We start from the raw sequence: 20447 nt of genomic DNA, 5'->3' as shown, positions 1-20447 counted from the left end.
TACAAGTTATTTAGAAAACATCCAATAATCAAAATACATAAGATTGGTAGCAGGCCGCCCCTTTACTACAAAATACAAATCATGTACTCCTGTCACTTTTGTAATGTCAATAGTCCGTAAGTCCCAACGATCACTTCCTCCTGTACGCGGTACCTTCATTGTCCCTATCAGTTGCCCATCAACACCATCCAGACGGATTTCCAGATTTACGGGATCGTTATGTGTAGTTCCTATTCTGGCACTGAACTTCGTTGCACCGGTTGCCTTGAAATCTACACCGCGAACACAAGTATAACTGCCATTCTTCATTGCCGTAACAAAAACACCCACCTGATCATTTTTGAAAGACTTGAACCCTTCAGAAAAAGCAATAGTCTCCGCTTCCGTTTTTACATACGGATTCAGTGTCGTAATCCCTTTTGTAATACCCTCAGTCATCTTCAGTTGAGGAATAGATCCGTCTTTGTTGAATTTAAGCTCTTCCACACATACCGAACGGTTGAATCCACCACCTCCGGGCAACTGTCCGTTATGATAGAAAAAGTAAGTTTTACCCTTGAAATCAATAACTCCCGGGTGAATGGTAAACGCTCCGCCACCGGCAGGCATCACTACTCCACCGTATTTCCACGGACCTGTAGGAGTATCGCTGGTTGAGTATCCGATATGCTCGGGCAGCGGACCTCCCGGCCAAAATAAATAATACTTCTTATCCCGCTTATAAAGCCAGGGACCTTCTTCATACAGAGTGGCTCTTTGGGCATCGCCTTCGCGTTTACCAAACGATTCCGCCACCAAAGGTACACGTACAATATCTCCACTATAAGAAATCATATCTTCATTCAACTTCACATAATACAGGTTGGGGTTTCCCCAATACAAATAAGCCTGTCCGTCATCATCAATAAAAACAGTCGGATCAATGTCTCCCCATTCACTCTGGACCAGTGGTTTCCCAAGCGGATCATAAAAGGGCCCGTAAGGACTGTCAGCTACCGCCACACCGATTGCACCTCTGTTGTTTATATTCGAAATCATGGGTACGTACATATAAAACTTACCATCTCTCTCAATGCATTGTGGAGCCCATGCATCCCCTTTTGCCCAACTAAAATCAGTATATGATAACACAGCGCCATGATCCGTCCAGTTCACCATATCACTGGTCGTATACAAGCGCCAGTCGTTCATCGTAAACCAGGTAGAATTATCCTCATCATGGGTAGTATAAAGATATACTTTATCATTATATACCATTGGGGCCGGATCAGCCGTATAATTTGTCTGAATGATTGGATTTTGTGCTAATCCCGAAGTACTCACCACCACCAATAGCGATGAAAGGAATAAAGATTTCATTTTATCCATATTGCTTTTTAGTTTGATTATTCTACAATTAATATTCCACCATTGCAAGGAATTGCCAATTGTAACTCCTGTTTCTTATTTACCTTTATCTGTTTTACATTTCCTTGCAATTCTTCATTATCAGTAAATACCCTCACTTGATCACCAGGCATAAACATCGGTAAAGCAATCTTCAACTTTACGGTCTCTTTCTGCGCATTAACTCCTGCAACATACCATTTATCTCCATGCCTGCGTGCCATAACTACATATTTACCGGGATAGCCATCAATAAAGCGTACTTCATCCCACGTAGTGGGGACTTCTTTCATGAAGCCTATCGCCCATTCCGGAGCATCTGTCAGATTGTTCGGAGCCAAGGCAAAATGTTGTACCGGACTTTGGAACAATACTGCAGTAGCTAAAGCAAACACATCAGAAGTCATACGCCGGCTTCCGCGTGGAGCATTATCCGCATTATAATATTTATTCAGTGCACTGCCGCCAAAGTCCATGCTACCCACCGTATTACGAATAAATGGATGCAGACAGGCATTGAAAGCTTCATTGTCACAACTTCCCTGAGAGAAATGCAGGTTCTCACTGGCCAATACAGCTTCACTCGACGCAAAGTTAGGATACATACGTTCCCAACCGCGAGGCAAAGTACACCCGTGGAAAATCACCAGTAATCCATATTCATTGGCATCAGCAAGAATATCTTCATACAGCTGCATGGTGACTTGCTTATCACCACCAAAGAAGTCAACCTTTATACCGCGTATTCCAATGCTTTGCATCCATTTCATCTCCTTGCGTCGGGCTATCGCATTGTCCATGATACCACGCGGTGATTGTGGGGCATCATTCCAATATCCATTAGAATTATACCACAGATAAAGCCCCACTCCTTTTTCCGTACCATACTTAGCCAGCTTTTCAACTTTGTCATAGCCTATTTGCGTATCCCACAATGCATCTATCAATACAGACTGGTATCCCATTGCCGCAGAGAAATCAATATAACGTAATTGCTCTTCATACTTCGTACTTCCATCCATACCAATAATCCAGCTCCAGGAACCTCTGCCGTATTCATATTTTCCGGATGCTTCATACAGTGGCTTTACAACATCAAAGGAAACTGTCGTTTCAACAATCGGAGCCAAAGTTTCACCCAAAGTGATCGTTCTCCAAGGCGTTTCTCCCGGCAGGGCAAGTCCGGGTGCAGTTGTACCATTTCCATTCATTTCACCCTCCTGAGGAAAACCGATTGTATACAAGCCATTTTCATGTCCCAGTAAGCGACTTCCACAATATTTGCTATCTACACCTGTTTCCGAAATAAGTATCCATCCCTTATCACCATTACGGAACAGACAAGGGAAAGTATAACCTTCACCCCATCCATTTTTGCCCATGGTATCATCTGCTTTATACGGTGTCTCATAACTGGGAGAAGTACGGGCAAATCCTCCCATAGGTTTGCTTTGCGGACACAAAAAAGTCGTACTCCCATCAGGAAGCACAAAACTTGTCGCCTCCTCTTTTACAATGCAGGATAAAGTATTCTTTTGAGGATACATTTTATATTTGAAAGCAACATCCCGGTCGCTTACACGAAATATAACATCGTAAATCATCTTGCCTTGCTGACTAAACCGGTATATACCCTCTGTGGCTACATAGTGCACATTACTCTGCTTTATATTGGGCAATGTATAGGTCTCGTCAATTCTATTTGACTGAACATCGTGTTCCAAAGACATTTCCCGGGAAAAATCACCTATATTCGTAATAAGTCCCAAAGAAGAAGAATTGATAAAAGGAGTATCCTTATAACTGATGCGATAGGAAGGTTGTCCATTCTTATCAGAGATGGTTACTACTATTTTCCCATCCGGACTTGCTATCTGTTTTTCCTCCGCTTTTATTGTGAAGCAAATCAATAATGCCGTTATAACTAAAAAATATTTCATGAATATCAAGATATTATTTATTAATAGTCACCCTATCATTAGCCCTCTCGTAGTCAAAGTAATCAACGTCGACATAACCTCCCAACGATTTTGTTGCATAGTTAAAGATGGCAAACTTACTTCCCATAAACAGTTTTGTATAATCAAAACGCATTTTGAAATCCGTTCCAATCTTCTTCCATTCCTTATTGTCCAGGCTGTAATAGAAAGTAGCAATATCCCGCTTCGGAGTAAAATCACCTTCTATACGCAAATAAATGATATTCTGATTAAGTTCTACCTGTTCCTTTTCCTCTACATCCACACTTGCGATAGCTTTATTTGGAGTATTATCAAAGTTGACTACATTGGTAGACATTACAAGTCGTTTTGCATCTCCCTCCTTCACCACAGACAAAAGCCCGGAATGTCCATTGAATGCACTAAAACCTGCCACATCACCATCCTTCATATTCGAAATATCAAGCGAGACAGTAGCCTTACATTTCGGTCCCTCCATACGCTGCGTAATTGTATTCGGAGCAAGATACAGATTATCAACCACCCGGCTGGTTTCTAAACGTAAATATCCCGGCCGTTCTGTGAGCGACCACTTATCATCCACCGGGTTGTGATTCCATTGCCAATAGAGTGAAAGTTTCTCTCCGTTGAAATCATCACTTCCAAGTATTCCTTTGGTATTTTCAGTCGGATATATCTCTTTTTCCATCGTCAAAGGCACATGTCCATTTTCATCTCCCAGCATCGGCCATCCGTCTACCCAACGGCAGGGCATAAGAGTAGGTACACGGCCTATTCCTCCGCGGTCTTGAAAAATAACCCCATACCAGTCTCCTTCTTCCGAGTCAATAATACAACCTTGACCTACTCCTCCATAACCATCAAAATCATGCTCCAGGATAACCTTCTTCTCATAAGGCCCTGTTATCTTGTCTGCACGATAACATACTTCCCTGCGTACCCGACCGGGGATACTCCAATCCATGGAAATCATCAGCAAATAATACTTTCCGTTATGTTTCACAACCTGGCTTCCTTCCAGCAAGCCCTGTTCATCAGCATCCCGTTCAAAAATCTTCATACTGACTCCATCGGATTTCACATCCGACAAGTCACTCTTCAACTCCTTCAGCTCACCGGTTCCATAGAATACATATACTCGGCCGTCATCATCAAAAAACAAAGAGGCATCATGAAAATGCTGTGTTCTTGATAATAACTCCCACTTCCCTGCCGGATCTTCCGCCGTGAATATATACGACCGATAGGGTACATCGTTTGGCGAGAACAATACATAGAATTTCCCATTATGATAGCGTATGGAAGATGCCCATTGTCCGCGTCCATAAACAGTTCCACCAATCAAGTCATACTTTGAGTTATCAGTCAGCTTATCGAAGACATAGCTCACTGTTTCCCAATTCACCAAGTCTTTTGATCTCATAACAGGTCCACCGGGCATTAAATGCATAGTGGTACTTATCATATAATAGTACTCTCCTGCACGCGTAACAGACATATCCGGTACATCAGCATAAATTACAGGATTACGATACGTCCCCTTCACCGACGTTTCCGAACCGGAACACCCCATCAGTAATGAAGCAACAGTCAGCCATGTTAACATCATCTTTTTCATGATACTCTTAGTCTTTAAAATCTATATTTCCAAATAACACTAGAATTTCACACTAACTCTTTTCCCTTTGTAGTCAACAACTTTCCGAGTTCCGTCTTGAAGTACAATTGTGAACTTTCTATTATTTAACATTCCCTTGTATGCACCTTTTCGAGCCCCTATGATCAACTGGCGTGATGCATCATTCCATACGACAGGAATCTCTGTATATGCTCCCTGCTCATAATTATAATTATCAAATTCATCCTCATACAGAACAAAGGAACCATTGGCACCGGCATATACTCTCAATTCAAGATTATCCCACGGTTTCTCCGTTGCATACTGCACTTTAGGACCCATTGGAATAATACTACCAGCTTTGACATACAAAGGAATGACATCAATAGTCGTTTCCTTTTCTATTTCTTGTCCACCGTCATACTTCTCATTCGTCCAGAAATCATACCAGGTAGCACCCGCCGGTAAATATACCTTTGCAGACTTAGCCTGCATAAAGTCTACCGGAGCTTTATTCTCAAACTTCTGAACATTATTCTTATCCCAACCATCATTTTCTTTTAGTTTTACCAGCTTCTCCTGAGTATATTGCGCATTAACTATCGGTGCTACCAAAATGGATTTACCGAACATATACTGGTCTTTTATATCCCATACTTTCTTGTCAGCAGCAAAGTCCATCACCAACGCACGCATAAAGCTCGCCTGTCGCTCGGTCACTTCCCATGAAGTGGAATAGATGTAGGGCAACAATGCATAGCGCAGATGAATCATTTTTTCAATAGCATCATATATTGATTCGCCTTTTTTCCCGAATTGATAAATCTCCCTCGGTGTATCAGCCCCATGTGAACGCATCATCGGCGTAAACGTACCGAATTGCAGCCAACGCACATACAGTTCCTGATACATCGGATTCTTGGGGGCACTTCCGTCATTCCAACTCTTATTATAGTTTCCGGCAAAGAAGCCACCAATATCTGAATTGAAGTTAGGATTTCCGGTAAGAGTAAAATTCAAGCCTGCCGGAATCTGATTGCGCAGTGATTCCCAAGAAGAACCGATATCTCCCGACCATACATTGGCTCCGTAACGTTGCTGTCCGGCAAAAACAGAACGTGTAAGAATAAAGACGCGTTTATCTGAAGTTACAGCACGCTGATTATCATAAACGCCACCCACCGTCAACAACGGATAAGCATTACGCACCTTGCGGAACGACCCCAGATAGGTCTTCGTATCAAAATCCTCCGGCTTCCAATCGAAATGGTCAGGTTCCGTAGAATCCATCCACCAGCCGTCCATACCCAACTTGAAGATACCTTCATTCAGATATTTCCAATAGATATCACGGGCTTTCGGATTATAGGCATCGTATACGCGTACTCCGGAAGGATATTCCATATTGGGCGGCCAAGTATCGAGTCCCGACTGGGGCCATGTAGAAAAGTTAAACAGCATACCATTCTTGTCCAATTCCCTGTAAGGCTTGGTCATCGGTCCAAACGAAGACCAGATAGAAATCAACATATGCGCATTCATTCCATGCACATCATCAATCATCTTTTTAGGATCGCTGAACGAAGGGTTCTTAAAGTCCATAGCATTCCACAAATAGTTGTGTCCCCAGTATTGCCAATCCTGAATGATTCCATCAAGGGGCACACCTAATTCACGGTATTTCCGTACCACTCCCACCGTCTCTTCTTGGCTCTTATAGCGTTCCTTACTTTGGAAATAACCGTAAGTCCAGAGGGGGAACATGGGAACCTGTCCGGTCAGTGCACGCATCTGTGCAACTACGCCATCAGCATCTCCACCGTACATGAAATAATAGTCGATGCAATCTCCCACTTCAGACTGGAAAGAGGTTCCTTCCGGTTTATCGGCAAAATTGGTTGGTGAATAGTTATCCCAGAAAAGACCGTATCCTTTCACGGACTGCACAAATGGAACCACGTCTTCCACATTGCCCTGTACAAGACGTTTAGTCTGATTACGTTGCGACATCTTTCCATTCTGGAGAATGCCCAACCCATAAAGAGGCTCATCCTTATCTAAAAGAAACGTTTGCTTAACAGTGAACGTTTTTGTACCTGCATCATTAAAATCGGTAAACTCCGGCTTTCCATTTTCACTGAGCAACGGCTCTCCTTTCGCATTAAAGAAAGACACAACACCAGATTCCAAATTAAGAGCAACCCCCATTTCACTACTTTTCAGGCTTACAATATTGCCTTCCTGAGTAACGGCAGTCTTCACCTTCTGAGGAGTTTCTATTACAGAAAGACTCTCCTTTGTATACTTCCACCCATTAGGAGATTTTAGTATTCTTACAATTGACGGAGTATAGAATTGTAATTCTACATCTACAGAATTAATGGTCGCCTTAATTCCCTCAGGAATTTGCTGATAATCTTGCCCTGTAAGCGGGATACAACAACACAGCGCCATTAATATAAATACACTTTTAATTGGTTTCATGGTACTTATTACATTTAATGATTAAAACTCGCATTCCATAACTTTGCACGATACAAAAATAGCTGCATATCTTTTACACCTTTTTCAATATTAGATATTTGACTTTCAATATTAGATAAATAAATGGCTATCAATCAGAATACTCCATCAAATAACCATAATAATAAGCTTGATTGCCATCAATTGTATATTCATCCAATGTTCTTGCCCCCCAAGAATCAGCACCTCCTACGCCATGAATATTCAAATCAATATTCACATTCACATAATCGCGTACGGGTAGTTCATAAGCATGCCTGTTCTTTTCCAAATCTTCCTCACCATACGGCCACACACGAAAGCAGAGCGGTTGCAAACCTGTCACTTTTATCGTTCGGCCCTCCTTATCATTCAGTGAAAACCAACGGACATCACATCTGTTTGCATTATCCTGTGGAAAAGCATAATCCGTGACAAAACTATTGAGATCCGTTGCATAACAACCGACTAAAGCAGCCGTTTTCCTATCCGGATAGTTCTCAAATTCACCACGACCATACCATTTGACATAATCCATGGAAGAAGGTAAACGCATCCTCATTCCAAACTTAGGCATTAATGGGATCTTTTCTTTTTCCGGTTTATAGAAAGCTTCAACTTGTATCTTTCCGCTCCCATTTACAGTATAGCGCAATTGATAAGCAGCACCTACCACAGGCAACGACATACTAACCTCCACTACAGCCAGCCCATTCTTCACAGAATAATCCACACCTTCGACTACACGTTCACCAGCAGCGTTTCTCCATATTCCTAAACGGTTATTATAACCATTATTCATCTGATTACTGTTCGCCGGTTTCCAGAAATAAGGTTCCAAAGGAGCATATAGAATTTCCGTTCCATCATTTTTCCAACTTGTCAAAGCACCGGATTTCACATCTACAATGAAACAATTCAATCCAGCCATTATCTCAATAGCAACCGGTGACGCATTCACTTCAACACTTCCCCCTTCCGAAACAATAGACTCCGGTTTGGCCATATTCACCAAAAATTGCTCCTTACTAATAATAAAGCCTTTTTCAGCCCAGCATGTACTCTGTTTCAGCTTGGCAAATACATTCAGGAAAAGCTCACCCGATCCCGTGAAAGCGGGAATATCCAAATGATCTCCAACTACAAGCGGTACTTCTCCCGACTTTACAAGTTCACCATTCTGCAACCATTCATACCCATAATCGAACTCATCCAAAGCCATAAATTCATACTTATTGGTGAGACGTACCTTATTCGGCCCTTCAAGTGAAAAACCAATATTCTGATACACTTTCTGAACCTGATAATAGTGTGGGTGAGGAACACGGTCAGCCCCAATTAAACCATTAAAACAGAAATCCCCATTATTAGGAAAATCACCGAAATCTCCTCCATAAGCCCAGAATTCACCTTCCTTCAATAGCAAAGAACCTGAATTCTCCACTCCTTTCTTATATCCCGGATTTATCTTCTTTGCAATTCCCTGATCGACCCAATCCCAAATAGCCGCACCTGAAACGTGGTCATTAGCCTCAATGACATCCCAATACTCCTGCAAATTGCCTACTGAATTTCCCATGGCATGAGCATACTCACGCATAAAGATAGGTTTATCACGTTTTTCCCGGGCATATTCCTTAAACTTTCCGGGAGTATAATAAGAAGGATCATTAAAAGCCGATACAGAAAGATCGGTATCGCTAAAAATAATACGTGAAGCATCTATGGCCTGTATTGTATCTGCCATAGCCTGCATATTGCGTCCGGCACCTCCTTCATTACCCAAAGACCAAAAGACCACACAAGGGTGATTCTTATCTCGTTGTACCAATGCAAGTGCCCTGTCTACATGCGCTAACGTCCATTCCGGGTTATCACCAAGTATTTTATTACCTAAACCATAATCATGACTTTCCTGATTAGCCTCATCCATCACATAGAAACCATATCTGTCACACAATTCATAAAACAGCGGGGAATTAGGATAGTGTGCAGTACGGATCATATTAATATTGGCTTGTTTCATCAGTCTCAAATCCTTTTCCATAGTCTCCCTGTCCACAAGTCGGCCGGTGCGTGGATGATGTTCATGGCGATTCACTCCCTTCAATTTAACAGGCTGTCCATTAAACTTAAATACATTTCCATCAATCTCGCATTTCCATATTCCTATATGTGATTGAAACTCCTCAACCACCTTCTTACCATCGTAAAGCCTAATTTCAACATCATACAAGTTTGGCTTTTCCGCCGACCATAGCTTCGGATTTTCCACAACAGATGACAAAGTATAGCAGCCTGCGGATGTTGCCGGCAAATTCTTTACAGGAGTGATTAACCGTTTCACAAATCTCTCCTCATTCCGATTCTTCCCTTTTAACAGAACCTCAAGACTCAGTTTTCCCGATTTACTGTCCGACAAGTTTCTTAACCAGACTTTTGCCTTAAAACCGGCAGACGAAAAATCATCTGCCAGATCGGTAGTCAGCGAATAGTCTTTTATATGGATTTTAGGGCGTACCCATAACTCTACCGGGCGATAAATCCCACTAAAACGCCACATATCCTGATCTTCCAGATAGCTGCCATCCGACCAACGGTATACCTCTACCGCCAGACGGTTTTGCCCCTCATTTACATATCCGGTAATATCAAACTCCGCCGGAGCCATAGAATTCTGACTATATCCTACTTTTTTCCCGTTAATCCATACATACATAGCCGACTTAACTCCTTCGAAGTGCAAATACAATTGCTTATCTTTTATATCCTCCGAAACATCAAAAGTTGTCACATAAGACCCCACCGGATTGCGATTCTCATAACTAAAAAAATGCTTGGGAGGTTCTCCTGTCACTTTTGGCTGATCTTTCTTAAAAGGATATGTCCAATTGGTATAAATAGGTTTTCCATAGCCTTGTAACTGCCATGTCCCCGGTACAGAAATGTTATCCCAGCCACTCACATCAAAATTATTTTTATAAAAATCCGACGGCCGACTTTGCGGATCGGGAGACCAGTAAAACTTCCACCTCCCGTTCAAAGACACAATCTCTTCACACGAGGATTTCCCGGACGGCAACGTCAATGTACTGTGATACTCCTCTTTATTGATACCTACTACGCGAGGATTTTCCCAATCAGGCACTTGCTGTGCACGCATCTGAAAGGTAAAACAAACAGTTAACAGAAATATATAAATTCTCATACTCATTATTTTATAACAGCTACAAATCCTCCACGCGGCAAACATTTTATTTCCAAAGTCATTTCGTCTTCTGACAAAGGAAGATTTTCTTCAATAGCAAAGCTTCTGTCATCTGTACCATCCTCAAATAAAGTTATCTTCTTACCGGCAACGGAAAGGTCTTTCAGCGAAAAACAAAGGGTTCTCGGTTCATTGGTTCCATTAATCCCTGCAATATACCATACATCCCCTTTGCGCCGTGCCATAACAACCTCCATACCCGGATAGCCGGTCAAAAGCTTCGTATCATCCCAGGCTGCCGGCAAATCCGATAATAACTTCTTTACAGGTTCCGGCATATCATAGTAAACCGAAGGCCTGTCTGGCATATGCTGCAAGGCCGACTCAAAAATTACCGGTAATGCCAATTCATGACCGTAAGAGGTGATATGCGGATGCTGAGAATCAGAGAAAGTGCCCGGAGTATAATCCATTGGACCTACAACATTTCTCGTAAAGGGTAAGGTAGCATTGTGTTCCGCAGCCCGATTCGTCAAAACCGGAGTGTTATTGTACCATTCCGCCCCATATACTCCCTCCACCGACATCATGTGAGGATACGTACGTTGCCATCCGCGAGGAATAGTGGCACCATGAAAGTTAAGCATCAATTTATACTTCACGGCATCTTCAAGCAGATCTATATAATAATTCATTGTAGAAACACTATCACCCGAGAAGAAGTCAACTTTAATGCCGGCAACTCCCATATCGCTTAACCATTTATATTCCTTTTCCCTGTCTGCCTTTTTATTCAGACGAAAGAGAGGACCGGGACCTATCCAATTCGTGCTCGAATTATACCAGACCAAAGGTTTAACGCCTTGACTCAAAGCATATTTCACGGCATCTTGGATATTTCCCCCATTTCTCATTGCATCCCATTCCCAATCGATCAAATCATAAGGCCACTTCATCTTGACTGCCAGGTCAATGTATTCCTTCACGATTTGATAATCTTGAGAACCATGGTTGTATGCCCAATAAATCCATGACACCATTCCAGGTTTTATCCATTCCGTATCCTCCACCTTAGAAGGGTCAGACACATCCGTCACCAGTGTAGACTCAGTAATATCAGCTAAAGAACCAGCAATAAGCAATCGCCATGGAGATTCCCACACACCGCTAAAAGCAAGTTTTTTATCGCCCAATCGCACCTGATAATTATCGCGATTATCCCCATTATACAGAAAAGAGCCACAATGCCCCCGTCTGATATTAGCCTCCGTAATCAGCACAAACACAGAATCCCGTGGCTCTATAAGCGCCGGATATCCCCAAAGGTCAACCTCCGGGCGATTGGCAAGCTTACCATCAGTAGACAGCGGGAAAAACTTTTCATAACCCGGATCATATTGTTGTATCCATCTTTTACTCCCTTGTGGCAAGGCGTACGCCGTATATTCATTAATGATATGTTCTTCATCCGAAATAGCCTTAAGCCCATACTTAAATGCAATCCCATCGTTGTACACCCTAAACGTTACCTCCAAAGTTTGCCCTTCATCGTTTTCCAGAGAATAAACCCGTTCGGAAGCCTCATTCACACAATGGCTCCGTTTTCCCGTAATCATCCTATAATCATCAATCACGGATTTCGGTTCCGAAACTGATTTCAGTCTTAAGTTACCGGCAAACTTTTGCGCATCTGTTTCCAATCCCAGTTCGGAACGAAAAAGAATACTATCTCCCTTGTAATGCACAACGAAAGCGGCTTTTCCATAATCGCCATCCTTTGTTGTCACTACACCAACCTTTAAGGTTCCGTCAGGAGAAATAGTATCAAATGTTGCCGAGTGGCACGAACTGATTATAACAGCTATTACAATCCCCCATGTTTTTCTAAGCAAGTTCATAAACATACATATTTAGTTAGTACAACGACCCTTATTTTGTTAACCCAACAAAAGTAGGGAAATACCTCTGTACATATTTGCAATTTTAGATAATCCATTTGTGATTTTAGATAATATCGTCCTTCTATCCCACTGTAAAGCAAGAAAAGCCCGAAGCATATTTCTATCGCTTCGAGCTTTTCAATCATTTGTTATTCCTTTCCCAAAAACTATTTACCATTAAATTCCTATCAAAATAAATGCAAAATTTAACCTCTAACTTTATCTAACTTAATTTTTTCCTACCACTAATTCACTGCATTTTGAAATACAGCGATATTATATCCTCTGATGTCATGCGACCATTTATTTATCCATTACCATTGATTCGGGAACCAACAACCGTACTGCAAAAATCCCTCCTGCTGTAGTATCCGGCTTACTCTGGAACCTAACCGTAATTTTATCTTTCGATTTCAGCAAAGTGGCCGGAATATTATATTCCACATTACAGAACAAGTCTTTCTTCCATTTCCCGACAATATTTTCCGTAGCGATAGTTTGACCGTCAACCAGAATATCAAAGCTCCTGCTACCAGACTCAGCTCCCCAATAACGGACCATCAATGAGAGATTCTCATTCCCTTTCGTGGTCAGTGTATATTCGAAATATCCCCCATTACGGGCATCACGCCAAGCCTCACCGGCATGTACTCCACGATGTGAATCCTGAATTTTCATTGCATGATCCGACTCAGGCTGTTGCTCACCCGATGATACCATATCCACAGTACGCTTGTCGAGTATCATTCTCCCACGTTCTTCAGCTTCCACAGCTTGTTTATATTCCCTGAATGCGGGCTCGGACATTGATAACCAATACATCATATAGCGGCTATCATGAATTCCATAGAATGGTTCAAGTATCAAATTCTTATATTTTTCCTGAGTAAACAAACCGGGAACAGTAAAACTAAAAGATTTTCCTTCGACAGGCCTCATATTATTCAATTTATTCAGAATATCACTTCTTTCCCCTATAATATAAGGTGCGTCAAAAAGTGAAACCAGCGATCCGTGCGCAATATGCTCCCAACGCCCGTCTCCGGCAATTAATCCGGGCATATTTTCCGTTCCCGTCCTCGCACCTAACAAAATAGGGCCACGCATGATCGAGATAGCGTTAGGTACATTGGGCAGTTCTTCAATTCTCACGGTCATCGGAGTCTTTACTTCTACCACATCTCCTTTTGACCATTGGCGATCAATGGCTATATAAGAGCCTGGCTGCGCACTTTTTGCATAATCAACCCCGTTGCAGACCACCTGCATTTTTCCCTGCTCCACCCACGATGGATAACGTATCAGCAGTTTAAACTGTGTTGCTTTGGAAGGATTAACAGTCAGCGTAGTCCCCTCTTCATTCGGAAAGTCCGTTTCTTGTACAATCTTAATCTTCTTCTCTTTCCAGTTCAATTCAGAAGGTATAAAAAGATTCACATACAGAGCATTATCCGCCGTATCATGGGTATAAATAAACTGCCCGTATTTACCATGATTCTCCATACCGGTACCCACACAACACCACATTGCTTTTCCCGGTGCCGAATAAACACGATAATGCGAGGGGCAAGCAGGTGTGAAATATACATATCCCCCATGTTCAGGATGCTGGGTAGAAAGGATATGATTATACATGGCACGTTCATAAAAATCGGCATATTCCACTTTGGGATGCATGCGGAACAGACCTTCGGTAAGTTTCAGCATATTGTTAGTATTACACGACTCCGGTCCCTGACGTTCGTGCATATAATCGGAACATTTTCCTGCTTCGGGAAAATGCTCACCCCGACTGTTTCCGCCTAATGACAAAGAGCGATGAGAAACTACAGTCTCCCAGAAAAATTCAGCAGCAGTCATAAAATCATTGTAATCCGGAGCGGTTTTCGAATTAAGTTCAGCCACACGCTGATATCCCACGGCTTTAGGCACTTGCGTATTGGCATGCTTGTTATCCAGATTATCAATGCGCCTTGCCATACTGTCGAAAATCTGCTTATGTGAGAAGCGCTTCGCCGTATCGAGGTATTTGGGATTGCCGGTCATTTGCCAGGCATCCGCATATACTTCATTCATACCGCCGAATTCATTATCCAGCATACGCTCCATTTGCCGGTCGTCTAAATTAGAAATAACGTCGACGCCCCAGTCACAAAACTTCAGGAAGATCTTTTTCGCTTTTTCATTTTTACCGTAAAGCCAGGCATCCCGCAGTCCGGCATAGGTTTTATGCATATTATACCAGGCAACCCAATAGTTCCATACAATGCCTACATTCCCTTTTCTTATTTCTTCTGCAAACTTCTTACTGTTTGGAAAACCGCAAATAGAACCGTCACCATTAGCCTGCTGTACACGTGCAAATTCAGAAACCATATAATCCATGCGTTTTTTGCATTCCAAATTACCTGTAGCGGCATAATGAATGGCTAAAGCAGTCAGATAGTGCCCACCGATATGCCCGTCAAGACCGTCTTTTTCCCAGTTACCATACGTTTCCGCTTTCTTAGGTAATCCTGCTTCACGCAGGAAAGGAGCCAGCAGACGATCGGTATCATACTGAAGCAGCACCTTAACGTTCAAATCACAGGCATGCTTAAAAGGACCTGCGGTTATTCTCACATCTCCCAGAGGGAAAGTGTTGGGGTAGAGAGCGTCCTGCGCGCTGAGACTCGCAAGGCTGAAGGTGAGCAGTAAAAGTAGAATCCAGTTTTTCTTCATATTTTTATCATGATTGTTTTTTGCTTTCATTCATAATCGTCTCCGCACCTTGATTCGGTGTGCTGCAAAAATAGCCCTATTTCGTAGCAGTCGTTTTAGATTTTAGATATTTGATTTTAGATTTCAGATAAAAACAGCCCTCGGAGATTCAGCGTGACTCCGCCGTATCCGAGCCATACTTGCTCCGTACATTCTTCGGTCAGAGGTATCTCCAGACGGAGAAAGTACGGATTTGGTACGGAGCAAGTAAGGTTCAGGGATAGTCAGCAGAGGGAAGAGAGGGGTTTTCGTAACTCAACAGAAAGAAACTAACCCGTTGGCGGAATTGATGGACTATTCTATGATTTATAAAATGAAAGCTGCAAACTTCAGTATCGGGTACTAAAGTTTACAGCTTTGCAGTATCAAGCTTTTGAAACTTGTGGTTTCTCTGTTATTTCTTATTTCAATCCAGAAATTTTGTTGTCCACTCTAAAGTAATCAAAGTCGGCACATCCACCGGGTTGCCGGGTAGAGAAATAGAAAAGTCCGAAACGGTAGCCCATAAAATCGGGCCAGTCATAAACCATCTTCAGTGTATCGTCTATGCGATCCCAAGTCTTGCCATTATCGGAACTATAGTAAAAGTAGGCTTCGTCCTTTTTGTCATATCCAAAATCGCAGTCTACCTTAAGCAGGACTTTGTTTCCTTCCATAGGAACTTTCTCCATCGTTTGTCCTCCGGTATCATCCTTTTTCTGCGCACGTTGCATGATGATATACTTCTGCCCCTGCTGCATCGTTACTCCCACAAAGCCATATTGATTGGCAAAAGCAGCAATGCCAGTAACGTCACCGTCTTTTAGCTGAGAAACATCAATAAGCGTGCTGGCAGAGCTCGTCGGTCCAAAGGTGCGTTGAGTCAAAGTGTTACGGGCATCGCGAATATTATTGGCCAAAACACCCGATTTTAATCTTAGCCAGCCTTTACGGTCGGTAAGCGACCACAGATTATTGTTGGGATTGTGATTCCATTGCCATTGTAGCTTCAGATTGGAACCATTGTAGCCGTATTCATTCTCTTCGATGCTTTCAGCGTATTTCTTCCAATCTCCGTTTGCCTTTTCAAACAAATCATTAATTTGCTTCATCGAAAGTCCGGCTGTGACACCTGTTCCGAGCTCCTTGTCCGAAATGATCAGCCGCTTTGCATCATTGTTGAACTCATCAGAGGTAACGATATTCGTCTTCTGCTTCTGAGGATTTCCCGGCATGGGGAGAATTTCGTCTACGGCAACGCCCTGATTTCCCAGAACCGGCCAATGATCCTCAGTCCATTGAACCGGAATCAGAACGGGAATACGCCCCACAGCACCATTATCCTGAAAAAGCAACGCATACCAATTTCCATCCGGGGTACTCACGATTCCCCCCTGCGCAATTCCACTGGAAGGCATCACGTCTTTGCCTTCTTTATCTTGAATCTGACCGTGGAAGAATACTCTGCGCGCTTCCCATGAGTCCGGGTCGTTTACATCTTTGCCGCGCCAGACAATCTGGGTGCGGCCATCGCGTAGCGCAATCATGAAGAGATAATAATAGTCGCCCACCTTAATACTTTGAGCACCTTCCACCCATACACCTGCCTTGTTTTCATGATCGCAAGTTTCTTTCCACAATCTTTCGGGCCCAAGCGTGACGTCGAATGTGTTTTTATCTACAAAAATCTCGCGGTAATGCTGGTTTTGCTGCCCGTAGAGAACCCAACGTTTATTACCCGATTCACCTTCCTCGAAAAGCAATCCCGGATCATAGCATTTTTCCGTAACATTCATGTGCCAGGCACCGTTTTCAATGTCATCGGTCGAAAAGAAGTAAGACTTGTCGGTAGTTTGGCAAGCCGTGATGACGAAAAATCGTTTCAACTCTTTGTCATAGCGGATATTGGAGGCCCAAGATCCCCATGAATAGTCGCTCTTCCCGTTCTTCAGTGCATTCTCATCCCGGTCTTCGAGGCGGGGATAGCAATAGCTGATAATTTCCCAATTGACGAGATCGTAAGATCGCATCACCGGAATTCCGGGAGTCATGTGCATGGTAGTACTTACCATGTAATAGGCATCGTCTACCCGGGTAAGGCACAAATCGGGAACATCCGCCCAGATTACAGGATTCTTAAACGTTCCGTCTCCATTGTCGGCAACGGGATAGGCAGCTTCGGTTTTCTCTCCTTGCGCGCACGAAGCAAGGAAAGGAAATGCGATGCAGCTTAAAAGTAATAAAATAAGTGTTTTTCTTTTCATGTATAATTCCTTTTTATAATGTTAGTAATACGAATCAATAGTTGATTTGCATTAGTATGTAATGTCACTTAGTCCTTATCCGTAGAATCGTATACGAGAATGGCGGGAAGTTATAGTCAAAACTCTTTCCAAAGCCATTATATTCGCTCTTTTCCGGATAGATCTTTTCAGGTTCTTCAAAAGAATTCTCATCCATGTCGCTGCCCGACGCCAGAGAGATTACTTTACCGGTGCTTTCCACCTCCATTCCTTCCAGTTTGATTCTTGTCGGGTATGATTTTCCCTCCGCATTCACTACCTTTATTATCACCTCGCGGGTTGCCTCATCATAGCCGGAAGAGATGAATTGTAACGGAGTCGATTCGGGAACATGAGACAGAATCAGTTCGTTATCCATATAGAGTTCACTCTTTCCGGGCGCCACTACCAGTCTTATATCATACCACTTATCCTTTTCAATTCGTTGATTCACAGTTTTACCCATCACTCCCGCATTTCTTCCTCCCGACACTTGCTCAACGGCAGTGCTTTGGTTGTTCCATCCACCAATATTATATACAAAACCTTTCTGCCCATCTTCCGACAGTCCCAGATAAATAAAGAACCCTTCGTTTCCACCCACTTTGCGGGCCTTACACTCCATAGTGAACTGATTGCCACTAAAATCATCCATGACATATTTTGTAGGTGCTTCCGAAGAAGTTTGATTGAGTACGCCATTTTCTATCTGCCATTTTCCTCTTTTATCCGTGCAACGGGCAAGATCCGGTTGAACCGATGTTCCGTCCTGGCGGGTGATCCGTACATCCTTGAACTCTACCTGAGTGTTCCATGAGCCAAATCCGATTCGCCCTTCATTATAGTCGACGGGAAGCGGGGCGCTCATCGTGATATTGCTTTTCACATTATAAGTCGGACGGTTTTCGGCTGCCATCTGCTGTACGTAGTAAGAACTGCGCCCCACTACCTGGTCTGTATCCAGCCAGATCAGGTTCACCGCCCATGCACGGTCGTTACGATTCTCCAAGAGCGGCGCATACGAGGCCATCTTCACCAGGTCGCCATTGCGTTCCATTCCCGAAATGAAGGCCGCTTCGGAAAGGGCGGCTCTCAGGTTTCCTCCACCCACGTTGGAGTTGCAGGCATATTCGCCTACATAAACATCATACTTTCCGCGCGGCTGGTCGTCGAAAAGCTTGGTATTCTGGAAAAAGAATTCCGGATTCACATACCAGTGCGGATCAATCATGTCCGTGCGGACACTCTTGCCAATTCCTCCCATGCCGTGATTAGAGATCAATATCAATTCGGGATATTTCTCTTTAATGGCCACATAGAAGATATCGAAACGCTTATCATACTCATCCCCCCAGTTCTCATTTCCTATTTCCACATATTTCAGCGGAAAAGGAGCCGGATGCCCATGCTCGGCACGCTTGGCACCCCATTCGGTAGAAGCGTCGCCAATAGCGTATTCTATGGCATCCATGCAATCATCCAGATAGTAGGCTATCTCGCTTTCGGACGAAGCGTCTCCCATGCGGAACTGACACCCCATACCCACGTTGCAGACAAACATTGCATCCGCATTTATGTCTTCGCAGAATTGCAGCATCTCATAATAGCCGAAGCCGTAAGAACAACGATATCCCCACGTGCTGTACTCTCCCGGACGTGAAGCGGGATCTCCCAAAGTCTTTTTCCATTCAAAACGATTCTCCAATGAAATGCCTTCCACCACACAGCCACCAGGCCAACGCACAAAAGCAGGACGCAGTCCTGCCAACGTTTCGGCTACATCTTTTCGCAAGCCGTTGGGACGATTGGCGAAGGTTTTTTCGGGGAAGAGCGATACGTAGTCCAAATAAACCGTACCTGCCCCATCAAATTCGAGAGCCAGTTTTCCTTTGTTAGACGTAGATTCGGGAGTAATTGTACGATGAATGTCATTCCAAGAATCACTTCCGGTCACCTCAATAGGGGTGGAAGCCAATACTTCGTCTTTATCCGACAGCAACAAAGCGGTAATTTTTCCTTTATAAGTCGATGAAGCGCGGATAATGGCACGCAATAAATAAGCATTTCCTTTCACCAGATTCATGCCCCAATACCCTTCGTTTACCAGCCGGACGGGCGTCTTGCCATTTTTGACAGTCACCTTCAGATTGTTCGGCGCTGTAGTGAAGTACGGGTTTTCTTTCGTCAACTTCATTTCGGCATCTGCAGCTTCGCTCACTTTCAGGCTCCAGCCCGGAACGGGTTCCGTGGTCCAGCGATAACGTTCCGGCTTCACTTCTCCCGTAATGTGGTTATGAACCTTCTTCGGATACAGGGTATTTCCTTCGGCATGATATCCTTCGGGCATTTCAAGTTCTTCAAAACTGCGGTTCTTCACCAATTCGGCATACAAGCCGCCGTCGCCTGCATGGTTGATCTCTTCAAAGAATATACCATACATGGATGGAGCCACTTCTGCACCTTTTTCCTGCAGATTAATTACAATTTCATCCTGCGGTACGAAATTAGTATCGCAAGCGCTAAAAAACAGAGCGGATGCCGCAAGGCATAATAAGGTTTGTTTCATTTAGATTATTTTATTGATTAGCATTATCAGATAGCGGCAAAGATAAGGCACTCAAGGGGGGTTAAATTTTAGATTTCAGATATTTAAGTTTAGATTTTGAATAAAACAGAATGAAGAGACGGATAAACAAAAAACGGAGAGCCGTATTTTTCACAAAGATGTAACATCATGAAAGAAACGTGTAACATCATTATTGGGCTGAGAAAACAGAATGCCGTATGTTTGCGACATAAAATTCAGAACCA

The 20447-nt window shown here is 43.2% G+C and carries 9 protein-coding genes; all 9 read right to left on the bottom strand.

Annotation, left to right across the window (positions count from 1 at the left end):
* Nucleotides 1–6 precede the first annotated feature (6 nt).
* Nucleotides 7–1368 (bottom strand): glycoside hydrolase family 43 protein, encoded by a 1362-nt coding sequence (locus tag K429_RS0110765; protein WP_007216475.1) that lies wholly within the window; start codon nucleotides 1366–1368, stop codon nucleotides 7–9.
* A gap of 17 nt (nucleotides 1369–1385) precedes the next feature.
* Nucleotides 1386–3326 carry a glycoside hydrolase family 97 protein gene (locus K429_RS0110760; RefSeq protein ID WP_026366925.1) on the bottom strand — a complete coding sequence of 647 codons (1941 nt, stop codon included), beginning with the start codon at nucleotides 3324–3326 and terminating at the stop codon, nucleotides 1386–1388.
* A 13-nt stretch (nucleotides 3327–3339) separates the two neighbouring features.
* Nucleotides 3340–4965: a glycoside hydrolase 43 family protein gene (locus tag K429_RS0110755; RefSeq protein ID WP_026366924.1), complete on the bottom strand. Its 1626-nt coding sequence runs from the start codon at nucleotides 4963–4965 to the stop codon at nucleotides 3340–3342.
* A 39-nt stretch (nucleotides 4966–5004) separates the two neighbouring features.
* A complete protein-coding gene (locus tag K429_RS0110750) occupies nucleotides 5005–7449 on the bottom strand; it encodes a TIM-barrel domain-containing protein (protein ID WP_026366923.1) in 2445 nt (814 codons plus the stop codon).
* Between the two features lie 130 nt (nucleotides 7450–7579).
* On the bottom strand, nucleotides 7580–10675 hold the full coding sequence (locus K429_RS0110745; RefSeq protein ID WP_026366922.1) for a glycoside hydrolase family 2 TIM barrel-domain containing protein: 3096 nt from the start codon (nucleotides 10673–10675) through the stop codon (nucleotides 7580–7582).
* A 5-nt stretch (nucleotides 10676–10680) separates the two neighbouring features.
* Nucleotides 10681–12579 carry a glycoside hydrolase family 97 protein gene (locus K429_RS0110740; RefSeq protein ID WP_026366921.1) on the bottom strand — a complete coding sequence of 633 codons (1899 nt, stop codon included), beginning with the start codon at nucleotides 12577–12579 and terminating at the stop codon, nucleotides 10681–10683.
* A gap of 339 nt (nucleotides 12580–12918) precedes the next feature.
* The gene (locus K429_RS0110730) at nucleotides 12919–15336 is read right to left on the bottom strand and encodes a beta-L-arabinofuranosidase domain-containing protein (protein WP_026366920.1); all 2418 of its coding nucleotides are present in this window, start codon (nucleotides 15334–15336) and stop codon (nucleotides 12919–12921) included.
* Between the two features lie 440 nt (nucleotides 15337–15776).
* Nucleotides 15777–17618, bottom strand: a complete 1842-nt coding sequence (locus K429_RS0110725; protein WP_026366919.1) for a glycoside hydrolase 43 family protein — start codon at nucleotides 17616–17618, stop codon at nucleotides 15777–15779.
* A gap of 64 nt (nucleotides 17619–17682) precedes the next feature.
* Nucleotides 17683–20202, bottom strand: a complete 2520-nt coding sequence (locus tag K429_RS0110720; RefSeq protein WP_026366918.1) for an alpha-L-arabinofuranosidase C-terminal domain-containing protein — start codon at nucleotides 20200–20202, stop codon at nucleotides 17683–17685.
* Between the last annotated feature and the right edge of the window lie 245 nt (nucleotides 20203–20447).

Origin of the sequence: Bacteroides sp. 14(A) (assembly GCF_000526555.1) — a bacterium.
Taxonomy (GTDB): domain Bacteria; phylum Bacteroidota; class Bacteroidia; order Bacteroidales; family Bacteroidaceae; genus Bacteroides; species Bacteroides cellulosilyticus.
The sequence above is the reverse complement of the archived record's forward strand: the minus strand, read 5'-3'. Positions and strand labels throughout refer to the sequence as shown.

What these genes read in the sequence shown, in the direction of transcription:
- K429_RS0110765 (WP_007216475.1), bottom strand. Translation starts at nt 1,368, where the DNA reads ATGGATAAAATGAAATCTTTATTCCTTTCATCGCTATTGGTGGTGGTG.
- K429_RS0110760 (WP_026366925.1), bottom strand. Translation starts at nt 3,326, where the DNA reads ATGAAATATTTTTTAGTTATAACGGCATTATTGATTTGCTTCACAATA.
- K429_RS0110755 (WP_026366924.1), bottom strand. Translation starts at nt 4,965, where the DNA reads ATGAAAAAGATGATGTTAACATGGCTGACTGTTGCTTCATTACTGATG.
- K429_RS0110750 (WP_026366923.1), bottom strand. Translation starts at nt 7,449, where the DNA reads ATGAAACCAATTAAAAGTGTATTTATATTAATGGCGCTGTGTTGTTGT.
- K429_RS0110745 (WP_026366922.1), bottom strand. Translation starts at nt 10,675, where the DNA reads ATGAGAATTTATATATTTCTGTTAACTGTTTGTTTTACCTTTCAGATG.
- K429_RS0110740 (WP_026366921.1), bottom strand. Translation starts at nt 12,579, where the DNA reads ATGTTTATGAACTTGCTTAGAAAAACATGGGGGATTGTAATAGCTGTT.
- K429_RS0110730 (WP_026366920.1), bottom strand. Translation starts at nt 15,336, where the DNA reads ATGAAGAAAAACTGGATTCTACTTTTACTGCTCACCTTCAGCCTTGCG.
- K429_RS0110725 (WP_026366919.1), bottom strand. Translation starts at nt 17,618, where the DNA reads ATGAAAAGAAAAACACTTATTTTATTACTTTTAAGCTGCATCGCATTT.
- K429_RS0110720 (WP_026366918.1), bottom strand. Translation starts at nt 20,202, where the DNA reads ATGAAACAAACCTTATTATGCCTTGCGGCATCCGCTCTGTTTTTTAGC.